Raw genomic sequence first — 15922 nt, 5'->3', positions numbered from 1 at the left:
TTAACCGCAGTTAAATTTTAAGTTTCACTATTAAAAACTTAACGCTTCAATATCTTCGGATTACAAAGAGGCATGCGTTGATCGTGTATTTAACGGTAACCCGTGATCCACTCCATCCGACAAGAAGTTTTAACAATACATGACACTTAGAAGTTTAGTTGCGGTTTTTTTATTTTATAACCTAAATAACCAATGAACACCATATTATACATCATTATTGGGCTGCTCGCGGGCATCCCAACAGGAATTGTCATAGGGCGTTTCCTGCTCCGTAAACTCTTTAAAGACCAGGAAGTAAATGCTCAGAACAAGGTGAAAAAGATCTTGAAAGACGCTGAGAACAACGCCGAGATACTTAAAAAGAACCGCCAGCTTGAAGCAAAAGAGAAGTTTTTGCAGATGAAAGCCGAGCATGAGCAGGAAGTAAACGCTAAAAACAACGTATTAAACCAACGCGAGAACGGCATCAAACAAAAAGAGCAATCTTTTAACCAGAAGCTGGAAAACATGACCCGCAAGGAAACGGAAGTGGACAACGCGCGTAAAAAACTGGAAGCCCAAACCGATATCCTGGTGAAGAAACAGGAAGAGGTTGACATCCTGAAGAACCAGCACGTACAGCAATTGGAGACCATTGCAGGCCTATCGGCAGATGAGGCGCGTGACCAGTTGGTAGATAACCTGCGCGAAGAAGCACGCAGTAAGGCCATGGCGCAGATCAAGGATATTGTTGACGAAGCCAAGCTAACCGCTACCAAAGAGGCTAAAAAGATAGTTATCCAAACCATCCAGCGTACCGCTACAGAAAGCGCTATCGAGAACACGGTATCTATCTTCAACATCGAGAATGATGAGATCAAGGGCCGTATCATTGGTCGCGAAGGTCGTAACATCCGTGCGCTGGAAGCAGCAACCGGTATCGAGATCATTGTGGATGACACACCGGAAGCCATTATCCTATCGGGCTTTGACCCGGTTCGTCGTGAGATCGCCCGTTTGGCTATGCACCGTTTGGTTACCGACGGACGTATCCATCCGGCACGTATCGAGGAAGTAGTTGCTAAAACTAAAAAGCAGATAGAAGAAGAAATTGTTGAGATAGGCGAGCGTACCGTTATCGATCTGGGTATCACCGGGCTTCACCCCGAGCTGATCAGGATGGTAGGGCGTATGCGTTACCGCTCATCATACGGGCAAAACCTGTTACAGCACTCGCGCGAGGTAGCAAACTTCTGCGCTACTATGGCAGCAGAACTTGGCTTAAATGTTAAATTGGCTAAACGTGCAGGCCTGTTACACGATATTGGTAAAGTGCCTGATGATAACCCGGAATTGCCACACGCAATTTTAGGTATGCAATTAGCCGAAAAATATAAAGAACACCCTGAAGTTTGTAACGCCATTGGCGCCCACCACGATGAGGTGGAAATGACATCGATGCTATCACCAATAATACAGGTTTGTGACGCTATTTCAGGCGCAAGGCCGGGTGCAAGGCGCGAAGTTGTAGAAGGTTACATCAAGCGCTTAAAAGAGCTTGAAGAGCTTGCATTATCGTACCCCGGTGTCGAAAAAACATTTGCTATACAGGCAGGCCGCGAGTTACGCGTTGTGGTAGAAAGCGAAAAGATCAGTGATGCACAATCAGAGATCTTAGCGGCAGATATCTCCAACCGCATCCAGACAGAAATGACCTACCCTGGTCAGATCAAGGTTACCGTAATCAGGGAAACCCGTTCGGTAGCGTTTGCCAAGTAATTAATAAGAAGCTTATACAGGCCCTCCCTCACATAGGAGAGGGCTTTTTTGTTTTATGGGAAAGCAACAATCAAACATTAAACTTCAGCCGGCCAAACCCGGCGATCAACGTAAGATAGACGTGTACTTTAAGCGTTTAGATGCTAGCCATCAAAACCCAACCAACCAACTGATGCACTACTTTTTTGTACCGCTGATGGTGCTGGGCATACTGGGCATGGCTTGGGCTATCCCATTCCCGCATATTGGTTTTATAGGCAAGTATAACGGCTACTTTAACTGGGCATCGTTTATCATTGCATTTGGAATATACTACTATCTTAAGATGTCGCCGCTGTTATCCTACTTCGCGCTATTCTTGTTCTTTGGCCTAAGCTACGGCATTATGCAGCTGGAACTTTACGAAAAAACAGGCGGGGTAGAGCTAAGCGTTATCAGCGTAGCCATCCTAATGGTATCCCTTGCAGGCCAGTACATCGGCGGCAAAATAGAGGGCAACGAAAAATCTTTTAACGATGATACCAAACTGGCCCATATAACCCCGTTATGGGTGTTTTATAAGCTTACGCAGAGGTTTGGTTTGAGATATTAAGAGATTAGTTATGAAACGTCCAATATTCTATTTTGAAAAGTTTAAGCCTTGGGATATTTGGTCGATAACAATTTATGTTGTTATTAGTGTCTGCGTATTTCTTTATCGCGATAAAAATGTCATATCGCTATATACTATATCAACTTATCTTTTTATCTATATATTTAATTATAAGTCGTTAAGAAACCTATCGGTTTATTTGGTTTGGCTGTTTTTGGGTCTTGTTCAATTTTTCGCCTATCTCCACTTAAAAGATGACTATTCATTAATGATGGCACAGGGGGGAAGTGCAGCATTAGGTTTACGGAACATATTTATAATGCTTGTAGTATTTCAAATATTAAGAATTGCAAGTCTCAATATCCAACATCAGGAACTCGTTGCCCCTAATCGGGGAAGCACAACTGATATATTCGATGAAAGATCTATTAATTGGTTAGATTACGTGTTCTTTATAATATACGCGTTATGTGCATTTGGGTTGATCTATCTTGGAAAATAGTGTCCGCTTTCTGTCCAAAGGTGTCGCACTTAGAAACGGACGGACAAGATAATATCAATCTGTCATGATGAGCGATTGCGAAGCATTAATCGCCGACATGCATCTTCAATAGTAAAGTTCAATAATAGATCCTTCGCTATCGCTCAGGATGACAAAGTAAATAGTTTACAGGTTCTTCCCCAATTTCTCTAACATATCCTGCGGCACTTGTTCCAGGTCTAAAACCAGGAACCCATCCAGGCAATCGGCAAACTTAGGGTCGATGTTGAAGCTGATGATATGTGCGTTAAGGGTAAGGTACTGGCGAAGCAGCACAGGCACCTTCATATTATGCGCTTCCACTTCAGATATCAGGTTATCGAGGCCTTTAAACGTATCTCCTGCCGACATTAGCAGGTCGGTATCTATATTTTCAAAGTTTACTTTAAACTTCTTACGCGGCTTAACATATTGGGCCAACTCATGGTCGAAATGGTTGCGGTTAATATAATCTACAATAAGCGATTTGCTGAACTGCGAGAAAGAGTTGCTGATGCTTACCGGGCCTATCAGGTAACGGTAGCGCGGGTTATCAATCACAAACTTCAGGATGCCTTTCCATAACAGGAACAGGGGCAAAGGCTTCAATTGATATTCTTTACGAATCCATGAGCGGCCAAGCTCCAGGCTTTTCTTAAGCACCGGGGTAAACTGCTCTTTTATCTTGAACAGCTCGTTAATGTAGAAACCTTTTTTACCTACGCCGTAAAAGATCTCGTCGCCCAAACCAAGGCGGTAGGCGCCTACTATCATCCTTCCTTCGGTATCCCAAATAAAAAGGTGATGGTAATAAATGTCGTATTCATCAAGGTCGGTGGCTTTATTAGTGCCCTCGCCAACCTCGCGGAAGGTGATCTCACGTAAACGGCCAATCTCGCGGATCACGGTTGGGATCTGCGATGTTGGGGTTATGTATACCTCGTAATTCTTCTCCGTCCAAACCTTGTAGTTCTCACGCAGTCCATCAATTTCTTTCTCCAACTTAATTGCAGAGGTTTCGGGAACTATCGCTTCGGGGAGGCTTTTTATTTTAAAAAGGTTGCGTGGGTTAAATAGCTTTTTCTCCTCATCCAAGCCTGCACCAAGGGCATAGGTTTTAGCGCGAAGGAAGTTAAGTATGCTGGCGCTATTCCGGTTATCGGGAATATTCTCCACCTTAATAGGCTTGCCGATCCGCAGTTTAATGGTTTGTCCCTGCTTGTTAAATAACTCTGATGGTAGCTTAGCCGTGCGCAGGGCAGGGTGTATCATACTCAGCAGGTTAAACAGCAGGCCATTATTACCATGGAAATATATGGGCACAACAGGTACCTTAGCCTTGGCGATGATCTTACCCACAACCGGATGCCAAAGGCGGTCGGTAACCTCGCGTTTATCTAATTTGAAGGTTGATACCTCCCCGGCAGGGAAAATACCTATAGGAGTACCGTTATTCAATAATTCAAGGGTATTCTTTAACCCGCTGATGCTGGACGAATGTTCAACGTTCTCGAACGGGTTTACAGCTATAAAGTAATCGCTTAGGTTAGGGATCTTCTTTAATAAGAAGTTAGCCATCAGCTTGGCATCGGGCCTTACCATGGTCAGTATTTTAAGCAGGATAAGCCCCTCTATACCACCATAGGGGTGATTTGCTATCGCGATGAAAGCGCCATCTTTTGGGATGTGCCTTAGCTCGCGCTCGTCAAATTCGATCTCAATACCACAACCTTTTAAGATAGCGTCCACAAAATCAGGGCCTTGCTTGGGTTGGGCTTGGGCGAAAAGGTCGTTCACCTGGTTAATTTTCATCAGCTCCATTAACATGGCTGCTAACCCGGGCATTTTTAGGGTGTCCAGCTTGGTGGCTTTGGCAAACTCTTCGGTGGTTATAATTTTCATGCTGTGATTAACGCGATAAAAGTCTTAGAAATTACTAATTTAACGGCTTTATAGCCATTGATAATGAAAACGCAGTTCAAAAATTACATATCCCTTACCAAAAAAGAATGGAACGGTATGGTTGTGCTGCTGGTACTGATTGCCGCTGTGCTTGCGGCCCCATATATTTATCAGTTCTATCACAAAGATAATACAATAAATGTAACGGAGTTTAACGCCGATTTTGCAGCGCTAAACCACGCCAATCCACGACTTTTAAACGGCCCTGAATCACCAAAAACCGACCTGTTTAAGTTCGATCCTAACACTGTATCGACAAACGACTGGCAACGGCTTGGCATCACCGCGAAACAGGCTGCCATCATCAAAAATTACACCACCAAAGGCGGCAGGTTCCGCAAGGTGGGGGACCTGCAAAAAATTTACGGATTGACCAAAGTTGATTACGCCCGGCTGGCACCATTCATCATCATCCCGGAGGAGAAAACGAAACCGAATGTAGTGGTAGAAGTGAACTCGGCTGACTCAGCAAAACTCACCACCATAGATGGGATAGGAGGCGCCTTTGCCAAACGCATCATCTACTACCGCGAACGCTTGGGTGGCTTTACATCTAAGGAACAACTGAAAGAGGTGTTCGGGATTGACGACCTGAAATACGATGAGATAAAAGGACAGGTTAAGGTTGATGCAGATCGCATCCGTAAGATCAACATCAACACCGTTACGTTTGACAAGCTAAGGCCGATGCCATACCTCAACTACAAGCAGGTAAACGCCATTATCGAATACCGCAACCAGCACGGCAATTACGCCTCCATCCACAATTTAGAGAACATTGCCATTATAGATGCCGATATTTTGCGTAAAATTGGCCCATATTTAATTTATAAATGATAGAGCAGCAGATCAAGACCGCTATCCGCGATATTCACGATTTCCCGAAGCCGGGCATCATCTTTAAAGATATTACCCCGATACTGAAAGACCCCCAGCTTTGTAGCAAAATAAACGATGCCTTTTTAGAAAAGATAAAAGACATGCAGATAGATGCCATTGCAGGCGTAGAGAGCCGCGGGTTCCTGTTCGGCCTGTCGTTAGCTACCAAACTGGGTGTGCCTTTTATACCGGTGCGTAAGGCAGGTAAGCTGCCCTATACGGTTAACCAAAAAGTTTACGAACTGGAGTATGGTACGGCCACTATCGAGATCCATACAGATGCCTTTAACCCGGGCGACCGCATCCTGATCCACGACGACCTGCTGGCTACAGGCGGCACCGTAACGGCCACCAGCGAACTGATCCAGGACATGGGCGGTATTGTTGCAGGCTTTAGTTTTGTGGTTGGTTTAAGCTTTTTAAAGGGGGTAGAAAAGATAAGCCCCATCAGCAATAACATTATCGTATTGGCCGATTATTGATTTTATACAAAGATACGGATTAATATTCAGCCTTATATTTTTGGCCGTTTAAATCATCAAAAACCCTCTAATTTTAAAAATTAGGGGGTTTTAGGTTATAAAATATTTTTGGCGATTGATATTGATGCGCCATGCGGCAAATGTGTTTTAATTTCAGCAATTAATTGGCGGCAGATACCAATATGCTGCAGGTGTTAAACAGGCCTAAGGCTGTTTAACAAACCATTGCTAAACCATTCAATAAAAACATGAAATTAAATCGCTGTATAGCCATTGCTGTAGTTTTTACGGCTTGTGCCCAACTCTTATCTGCCCAAAGCCCAATAAAACAGGTGGGCAAGGTAACCGCTGTTGCCGTAAACAACCAGGACATTGATATTACTACCGAGAATGCTTTTGTAAAGCTTACCGTGTATAGCCCCAACATCATAAGGGTGCGGATGAATAAGCAAAAGCTTGCCGCCGACTTCTCTTACGCCGTTATTGGCGAGCCTGTTAAAACAAAGGTAAACATCACCCAAAACAATGATGAGATAAACCTTACCACCGATTCGTTGAAGGTTAACATCCGCAAAAACCCGTACCAGGTAACCTTCAGCACCCTATCGGGCGAGGTGATTAACCAGGATGAAGCCGGCCTCACTACCTCATGGGTAAATGAAAGCGTTACCACCTATAAGCACATGCAGGATAATGAGCACTTTATTGGCCTGGGGGAAAAAACAGGCCCCCTGGACCGTAAAGGAAATGCTTACACACACTGGAACAGCGATACCTACGCATACACAACGGGGCAGGATCCTATCTACTCAACCATTCCGTTTTATATAGGTGTGCACCACAATGTGCAGTACGGGATCTTTTTTGATAACACCTGGCAGTCTGATTTTAATTTCGGCGCCAGCAACAACAGGTTCTCTTCGTTCGGCGCTAAGGGTGGCGAAATGAATTATTACTTTGTATATAATAGCCACATTGCCGATATCATTAAATCTTACACCTCGCTTACCGGTTTAATGAAACTGCCACCGCTTTGGAGCCTTGGCTACCAGCAAAACCGCTATAGCTACTATCCCGAGGCAGAGGTGATGCGCATTGCCGAAACCCTGCGCGAGAAAAAGATCCCTGCGGATGGTATCACCCTGGATATCCACTACATGGATAAATACAAGGTGTTTACCTGGGATGCCAACCGTTTCCCCGACCCAACCGCCATGATCAAAAAGCTGAATAATACCGGCTTTAAGGTAACCCTGATCGTTGACCCGGGTATTAAAGAAGAAAAAGGCTATGGCGTTTACGAGCGTGGGCTAAAAGAAGATATTTTTGCTAAATATCCCGATGGCACCAACTACACAGGCCAGGTTTGGCCGGGCTGGTGTAACTTCCCCGATTTTACAAACCCTAAAGGCCGTGCATGGTGGGGCAGCGAACTAAAGAAATATGCTGCCGAAGGTGTGAGCGGCATCTGGAACGATATGAACGAGTTTAGCACCTGGGGCCAGAAAGCGCCGGATAACATCCTGTTTAATTTTGAAGGTAAAATGGCATCGCACCCGCAGATCCATAACGTGTACGGTTTAGAAATGATCCGCGCGAGTTATGAAGGCTTTAAGGCAGCGCGCGATAATAAACGCCCGTTCATTTTAACCCGTTCTGGCTATGCAGGTTTACAACGCTATGCCGCTATCTGGACAGGGGATAACCGTGCCGAGAATGACCACATGCTGTTAGGGGTAAGGTTAATGAACAGCCTTGGCTTAAGCGGTGTGCCATTTGCAGGTATGGATATTGGTGGTTTTACCGGCGGTGCATCACCATCGTTATACGCCCGCTGGATGCAGATCGGCGCGTTTAACCCATACATGCGTAACCACTCGGGCATCAACTCCAAAGCATCAGAGCCATGGGCTTATGGCGAGGAAGTATTAGAGATAACCCGTAACTATATAAACCTGCGTTATCGCCTGCTGCCATACCTTTACTCGAGCTTTTACGATGCTACCCAAACCGGCAGCCCTATTATGCGCTCGCTTACTATAGATTATACGCATGATGAGAACGTGTACAACGGCCAGTACGAGAACCAGTACATGTTTGGTAAAGCATTTTTGGTGTTTCCGTTTGACGGGGTAACCAATTATGGTAAGCTATACTTCCCGGCAGGTAAATGGTATAACCTGTACAACGGGCAGGTACAACAGGGTAACCAAAAAATAGCGCTCGACCTCGGTATCTCTCAATTACCTGTTTATGTAAAAGAGAGCAGCATTATCCCGATGCAGTCGCAAATACAAACCACGGCAGAAAAACCTACCGATACGCTTTATGTGCACGTTTACAAAGGCGACGTAAACAATAAGTTTGTTTATTACGAGGATGATGGCGAAAGCTTCGATTACGAAAAGGGAGCGTTTTACAAACGTACCATCAGTTATGATGCGGCTAAAAAAGCCATCTCGTTTGCAAAAGTGGAAGGCTCTGGAAAATCGAAATTCAATAATATTAAATTATTACTGCATGGCTTTGGCGATAATCCTGCTATAAAACTTAACGGCAAACAAAGTAAGGTCGAAAACAGCTTCGAAGCTTTAATGACGCCCATTTCAAGGTTCGACCCTACTGGTTTGTCAAACGCTATTGAAGGCGAAAAGGTAAAAAGCTTACTAATTAAAAATACAAGCGGCCAATTTAGCATCAGCTATTAGTTTTTAATAGATTTAAGCAATTTATATAGTAACCCGCATCTTATTTTTAAGATGCGGGCTTTTTTATTAGTGTATTTGCAAAAGTACACACTGTTTAAAATTTTTGGTTGATTATTGCTAATATTACGTTTAGGAGAGTTAGTAGTTATTCTATAAAAACTGAACATTTATCGCAGTTAAAAGGGTTGAATATTTAACTTTATGCTTTTTTGCAAGTATAATTTTAGGACTTAATTAAAGTGTTAATTGTATTCCCTGTTATAATTTAAATATGAGATTTTTTCTAAAGGTTTTATTTACGATGCTGCTTGCGTACCCGGCCGTTTCTTTAGGTTACGGTACTGATAGTTTGCTTACAGCCTTAAAAACAGAGATTAGTAAAAAAAATATTTATGAAGGCAAAAAGCAAACCAGGATACTTAGTCTTAAGCAGCAACAACACGCCACGTCAAGGCTTGATTATGCCAAACAGTACGACTTATGCATTAAATTGTATGATGAATATAAATCATACCAATATGATTCGGCCTATGTTTATGTAAATAAGCTAAAGGAACTAAGCGTATCTATGAACGATATGTCGAGGTCCTATTACAGCCAGATCAAATTGGGTTTTATCCTCCTTTCGTCGGGCATGTTTAAGGAAACTTTTGACAGCATGAGTAAGGTTAATCCAAAAGTGCTTAACGATTCGATGAAGGTGGAGTACTATTTTATTATGTACCGCTGTAACAGCGATCTTGCCAAATACAACAATGATAAATATTCATCTCCGGGCTATATTAAAACCAGTAATGCCTATATCGATTCGGCCATCGGTCTAACCAAAAAGGGATCGACAGAGTGGATGCATTATACAGGGTTAAAGGATGCGCAAATTGGCAATGAGCCAACAGGCAATGACGAACTAAGCAAAATATTAAAGTCGGGCAGGCCAATTTCTATGCACCTGCGGGCTATGATTAATTGTTCGCTTGCCATTACTTATCTAAACTCCAATAGGAAAGAAGAAGCGTTACCTTTACTCATTCAATCGGCCATTGCAGATGTTAAATCATCAACAAAAGAAACTGTAGCGTTATTTACCCTTGCAGAGCAGCTTTACAAAACAGGTAATATAAAAGATGCTTACGCTTTTATTCAACTGGCTAAATCTGATGCTGATTTTTATGGTGCAAGGCAGCGTAAAATACAGATCGGGGCTATATTACCGTTGGTAGCTGCCGAGGAACTAAACCATTCCGAGAACGAGAAGCATACCATATTAATGTACCTTTTGGCTATAACCGCTTTGGCATCATTGGTTATATTGTTTTTGGTTATGATATACAAACAGTTAGGGAAACTTAAACACAAAGAGTATATCATTGAAGAACAGAATATCCAGTTGAAAGATATAAATCACAAGTTAGGGGAAGATGCGCACATTAAAGAAGAATATATAGGGCAGTTTTTTAAGATCATATCAGGCTATATTTTAAAACTGGAGAAATTAAAAATGTCGGTAGATACTAAATTGTCTATAAAGAAATACGATGATATCCGGCTGATAGTAAATAACATCAATATAAAAATGGAGCGGGAGGCGTTGTATTACAGCTTCGACCATATTTTTTTAAAAATTTTCCCAAACTTTATACCGGTATTTAATTCTCAGTTTGAAGAAAAAGACCAGGTATGGCCACACGAGCATGAGGTGTTAAATACGGATTTGCGCATATTCGCGCTTATTCGCATGGGCATAAATGATAACGAAACTATCGCGAAAATTTTAGAATATTCTGTAAATACCATTTACGTATATAAAATGCGTATCAAAGCCAAAGCCAAAAACCCCGACCGGTTTGAACAGTGTATCATGAACATTAAGGCCGTTGCAGCCGTTGAATAATTAAATTTTAAATTGTAATATTTCTGATACTTTAAAAACTATATAAGTAACCTAATTGGTAGGTTTTGTAAAGAAAAACCGTTAACTAAGTTTATATTTTTTAGGGTATTTTAACAATTAAAACATTGATAAACAAGTATTTATGTTTTTTAAAGTTTATATTTTTTTGTAACGCCAATAAAGTAGTAGGGAATGAGCCGTGAGACATACATCTTTGTATTCAGATAAAAAGTTTTTTGAGCTTAACCAACTTTAAAAACCAGATATGCAGCTTTAAAGAGCGCATTTATAAACCAATATATACTGTTTCAATTTTTCGAGTTTTTATTACACAACTAACTATTGTGTGCGTCTGTAAATTTGTTTGCCTGTTTTAATAGCGTAAGCCATTTCCGGAGATTCATATGAACCATGTACTAACAATTATATAACCAATTATTAATTAAACCCCAAACTATGCAAATTAAAAACTTACTCACACTATGTTTTTTTGCTTTAACTTGTTTCTTTGTTCAGCCAGTATTGGCTCAAAACAAAGTTATTACAGGTAAGGTAACAGACAAAAAAGACGGTTCAACGCTCATTGGCGTATCTATTGGTGCTACAGGCGGTGTTGGCACCTTAACAAGTGCAGACGGTACCTTCAGGCTTTCTATACCTGCAAGCACAACTTCTTTAAATATAACCTATATAGGTTATAAAGCCCAGGTAGTAAACCTTGAGGGCAAAACATTTTTGGCTGTAAGTCTTGAGTCGACAAATACAGCGTTAAATGAAGTTGTTGTTATCGGTTACGGTACACAGCGTATTAAAGATGCAACAGGCTCTGTAGCTTCATTAAGTCCTAAAGATTTTAACAAGGGTATTATTACAACTCCAGACCAGTTATTACAAGGGCGTATTTCGGGCGTTCAGGTTACACCATCAAGTGGTGAGCCAGGCGCGGCTGCCACTATTAATATTCGTGGTGCCGGTTCTATTCGTTCTGGCGATGGTCCGTTATATGTAGTAGATGGTATTCCGTTAGATAATGGTGGTACATCTGGCGGCTACGGCGTAGGTGCAGGTAGCTCATCAGCACGTAATCCGTTGGCATTTCTTAATCCGGCCGATATCGAAAATATATCTGTATTAAAAGATGCATCATCTGCTGCTATATACGGTTCTCGTGGAGCAAATGGTGTAATATTAATTACCACACGCAAGGGCCGTAAAGGGCAGGGCGTCCAGTTCTCTGCAAATACGAGTCTTGCCACAACAGCAAAAAGATATGATATACTTAACCGTAGTCAGTTTCTTGAAGCAGTAGCAGCAGTGGGTGCTAATGCAGGCCCTGCATCGTCAGGTGGTGTTGATTACGGAGGCAACACGGATTGGCAAAAGGAAATTTTCCGTACAGCAATATCTCAAAACTATAATGTTGGTTTTGGTGGTGCAAACAATACATCTAACTATCGCGCGTCAATCGGTTATGATGACCAGAAAGGCATTGTTAAAAATTCTGGGCTTAAACGTTTAAATGCACGTATCAACGCTTCCAAATCGTTTTTTAGTGAGCGGTTGAAATTTGATCTACAATCAGCTTATTCAAACGTAAAAAATCAATTTGCTCCAGTTACAAACAATGCTGGTTTCAACGGTAGTTTAATTGGTGCGGCTATTCAACTTAACCCAACTGCACCTGTATTTGATGACCAAGGCCGTTATTTTAATTTAAACGGTTATAACTCTGATGGCTTCCCTAACGGTAATGGCTTTAGAAATCCGGTTTCATTACTAAATCAAATTGATGATAGGGATAATATTAACAGGTACTTAAATAACCTTACTATGACGGTTAGGTTATTTGAAGGCCTCTCTTACAAAGGGAACTTTGGAGCTGATATATCAAGGGGTGTTAGAAAAACGTACTACGATCCCAAAGTTGTTGGTTATACCGATGCAATTGGTATCAGACAAGTTAATTTCCCTTCTCCAACAGGTAATGGTACTGCAATTAATCAGTATAATGAATTAACAAATTATACTACTGAGCATACTTTGAACTATGATAAAAAATGGAGCGACAATAGCAGTTTAACTGCCCTATTAGGTTATTCATACCAGACATTTAAAAACTTTAATCGTAATGAATTTGGGTTTAAAACAGCCCAGCCAGGTGTATTAGTTAAAAATTATAATGATTTTCAGCAACACTTGCCTTACCCTGTAGGAGATAGCTCGAGCTATCGTTTGCAGTCGTATTTTGCACGAGTAAATTACTCGTACAAAGATAGATACATTGTAACCGGTACAATACGCCGCGATGGCTCTACCCGCTTTGGTAATAACAACAAATATGGTAACTTCCCGGCCGTTGCAGTTAAATGGCGCATAAGCAGTGAAAGCTTTATGCCTAAAGGTGGCTTTTTTGAAGATTTAAGTTTAAGACTGAATTACGGTAAAACGGGTAACCAAGAAATTCCATCTTATGCATCTTTGGATGTTGTGCGTCAACTGAACTTCGATGGAACTGCAGTTACATCAGATTACCAGGGTAATCCCGATTTGAAATGGCAAGCCAACACCACTTACGGTGCAGGTTTAGATTTCTCATTAATAAAAGGTCGTTTAAACGGATCGTTTGACTATTTTAATAAATCAATTACCGACTTGCTTTTTTACCAGGATATTGCACAACCATCATTGTCTTCCAGGGTTTACTTAAACCTGCCTGCTAAAGTTGAGAACAAAGGGGTTGAGTTAGGTTTAAATTTTGCCGCTATACAAGGTCCGAAATTTACCTGGGATATTTCGTATAACATGACTATTATAAAGAGCAGCGTAAGTAACTTTGTTGGTCGTAACATAGTAACAGGTAATGTTGATGGTCAAGGTTTATCAGGTGCATATGCACAGATCATTGCAAATGGTTATCCTTTATTTAGTTTTAACGTGCCAAATTATAGTGGTTTAGATGCAAACGGCTTTGGTATTTACCCTCAAGGTATAGATGCATTGACTATACAAGGAAGCCCTAATCCTAAATTTACCGCTGGTTTAACCAACAATTTTAATTATGGTAACTTTAGCCTAAGCTTCTTCTTAAATGCTGCTACTGGTTTCCAAATTTACAATAATACAGCTAATGCTTTTTTTTACAAAGGCAACCTTGTTAGCGGCCGTAACGTAACTAAAGCAGTAGCTGCTACTAATGAAAATGCTCTTAACTCTGGAGAGGTGTCAACACGTTTCCTTGAAAAAGGTGATTTCTTGAGACTAAGCAATGCTACTGTTGGTTATACATTCCCATTACAAAAAAGTGTATTTAAATCTTTTAGGTTATCCTTAACAGGTCAAAACTTGTTTTTGATTACCAGCTACAGCGGTCTTGATCCTGAGGTAAACACAGATAAGCAAAGAAATGATGTTGCTTCACGAGGTATTGATTATACATCTTACCCTAAAGCAAGGATATTTACATTAGGTTTAAACGCAAGTTTTTAAATAAATATTAGTATGAAAAAAATAACTATTAAAGCATTAATCTGCGGGCTTATTGTCGTAACAGCCGCAGGATGTGCAAAACTGGATGAAAAGCTATATGGCTCAAAGTCGTTAAAAGATCCGAATGCGGCATCGGGTTCAGCCGATTTAAATGGTGTTTATTCGCAATTATACGGACAAACAAATCAGGCCAATACTTATGCGTTGCAAGAGCATTCTACCGATGAAATGATGGGCCCAACTCGTGGCACCGACTGGGGTGACTTTGGTACATGGCGTAAATTGCATACCCATACCTGGACGTCAACGCACAACCAAGTTAGCGATACATGGGATGAATTAAACATTGGTGTGTTTCGTGCAACACAAGTAATTTCAAAAGCTGCTGATAATAATATTAAAGCACAGGCACAGTTTTTACGGGCATACTTTATGTTCCAAATTGTAGATCTGTACGGGCAAGCCCCTTTTCGTGAAGCAGATGCACCGGTGCTTTCAGTACCAAAAGTAATGTCACGTTCTGAAGCAACTGCCTTTATTATTAAAGATCTTGAAGAAGCTGAAGTTAATCTTACTGCTAGTCCTGCAAACATTGGTGTTGCTTCAAAAGCTGCTGCAGAAGCTTTGCTTGCTAAAGTATATCTTAACAAAGCAGTGTATGCATCGGCTACAGTTGGCGGCCCATTCACTTTTGCCGCAGCAGATATGAATAAGGTAGTTGAATACGTTAATAAAGTTTCGGCTGCCGGCTACATGTTGGAGCCTACCGGTAAATACTTCCAAGATTTTGCATGGGACAATTCAGAGCAATCTCATGGCAATATATTTGGTTTTTATAATACAACAACCAGCGCGCCAGCATCTGCTAGAAATCGCTGGAGAATGGGGTTACACTATAATCAAACCCCAGACGGCTGGAACGGCTTTACAACTCTTGCTGATTTTTACAACTCATTTCAGGCCACTGACGAACGCCGGGGTGTTGCTTATCCTGGCTTAACTGATAAAGTTGGTTTGAGAGCCGGTTTCGCAGTTGGGCAACAATATGGCCCTGCTAACAAAGCTTTAACACAAAGAAGCGGTAAACCATTAGTGTTTACTCCAGAAGTAAATCTCAACTTCTCAACAGAAGCTCAAGGCATAAGGGTGTTTAAATACTTTCCGCAACCATCTGCAAATAATACGGTTAATGACGATAACTCATCAAACGATTATGTTATTTTACGTTACGCCGATTTATTGTTGATGAAAGCTGAAGCAATTATGCGTGGTGGTATAGATCCTAACGGTCAAACTGCGATAGGGCTTGTTAATGATATACGTGTACCACGCGGTGCAACTGCCTTAGCAACCATTACACCTGCCGATATGCTTGCAGAACGCGGCCGTGAGTTATACTGGGAAGGTTGGAGAAGAAACGACCTTATTCGTTTTGAGAAATTTAATGATCCGGTTGATCAGCGTTCAATAGCATCACCTAAAACTCGCACCTTATACCCAATTCCACAACGTGCGGTTGATACTAACCCTAACCTAAAACAAAACGCGGGTTATTAATAACTAAAACAATTTCCAATTAGTTATATTTGATTTGATTTTTATAAACGTAGCGAAGTAATTCGCTACGTTTGTTTTTTGTTCCCT

General features: G+C 41.4%; 9 protein-coding genes. 8 read left to right on the top strand and 1 reads right to left on the bottom strand.

What is annotated here, in order from left to right; all coding sequences use genetic code 11:
• Positions 1-192 precede the first annotated feature (192 nt).
• Together rny and RHM67_RS16180 are read left to right on the top strand one after the other, a co-directional pair.
• Positions 193-1758: a ribonuclease Y gene (gene rny, locus RHM67_RS16185; RefSeq protein ID WP_322227962.1), complete on the top strand. Its 1566-nt coding sequence runs from the start codon at positions 193-195 to the stop codon at positions 1756-1758.
• A 55-nt stretch (positions 1759-1813) separates the two neighbouring features.
• A complete protein-coding gene (locus tag RHM67_RS16180) occupies positions 1814-2350 on the top strand; it encodes an Mpo1-like protein (protein ID WP_322227961.1) in 537 nt (178 codons plus the stop codon).
• Between the two features lie 667 nt (positions 2351-3017).
• Here RHM67_RS16180 and RHM67_RS16175 read toward each other — a convergent pair.
• On the bottom strand, positions 3018-4772 hold the full coding sequence (locus RHM67_RS16175; protein ID WP_322227960.1) for a lysophospholipid acyltransferase family protein: 1755 nt from the start codon (positions 4770-4772) through the stop codon (positions 3018-3020).
• Positions 4773-4835: 63 nt separating this feature from the next.
• Here RHM67_RS16175 and RHM67_RS16170 point away from each other — a divergent pair, with 63 nt between their 5' ends.
• The 6 genes from RHM67_RS16170 (at position 4836) to RHM67_RS16145 (ending at position 15835) form a co-directional block, all read left to right on the top strand.
• A complete protein-coding gene (locus RHM67_RS16170; protein WP_322227959.1) occupies positions 4836-5669 on the top strand; it encodes a ComEA family DNA-binding protein in 834 nt (277 codons plus the stop codon).
• Positions 5666-6193, top strand: coding sequence for an adenine phosphoribosyltransferase (locus RHM67_RS16165; RefSeq protein WP_322227958.1), 528 nt, complete (start codon positions 5666-5668; stop codon positions 6191-6193). The genes RHM67_RS16170 and RHM67_RS16165 overlap by 4 nt, the downstream gene beginning before the upstream one ends.
• 248 nt (positions 6194-6441) lie before the next feature.
• Positions 6442-8901, top strand: a complete 2460-nt coding sequence (locus RHM67_RS16160) for a glycoside hydrolase family 31 protein (protein WP_322227957.1) — start codon at positions 6442-6444, stop codon at positions 8899-8901.
• Positions 8902-9172: 271 nt separating this feature from the next.
• Positions 9173-10792 carry a DUF6377 domain-containing protein gene (locus tag RHM67_RS16155; RefSeq protein ID WP_322227956.1) on the top strand — a complete coding sequence of 540 codons (1620 nt, stop codon included), beginning with the start codon at positions 9173-9175 and terminating at the stop codon, positions 10790-10792.
• A 456-nt stretch (positions 10793-11248) separates the two neighbouring features.
• Positions 11249-14278, top strand: coding sequence for a SusC/RagA family TonB-linked outer membrane protein (locus RHM67_RS16150; RefSeq protein ID WP_322227954.1), 3030 nt, complete (start codon positions 11249-11251; stop codon positions 14276-14278).
• A 12-nt stretch (positions 14279-14290) separates the two neighbouring features.
• Entirely contained in the window at positions 14291-15835 is a 1545-nt protein-coding gene (locus RHM67_RS16145) for a RagB/SusD family nutrient uptake outer membrane protein (protein ID WP_322227953.1), read from the top strand.
• Positions 15836-15922 lie beyond the last annotated feature (87 nt).

It is taken from the genome of Mucilaginibacter sp. 5C4 (assembly GCF_034345625.1).
Taxonomy (GTDB): Bacteria; Bacteroidota; Bacteroidia; order Sphingobacteriales; family Sphingobacteriaceae; genus Mucilaginibacter; species Mucilaginibacter aurantiaciroseus.
Note: the sequence above shows the minus strand (reverse complement) of the source record. Positions and strands in the feature narration are given on the sequence as shown.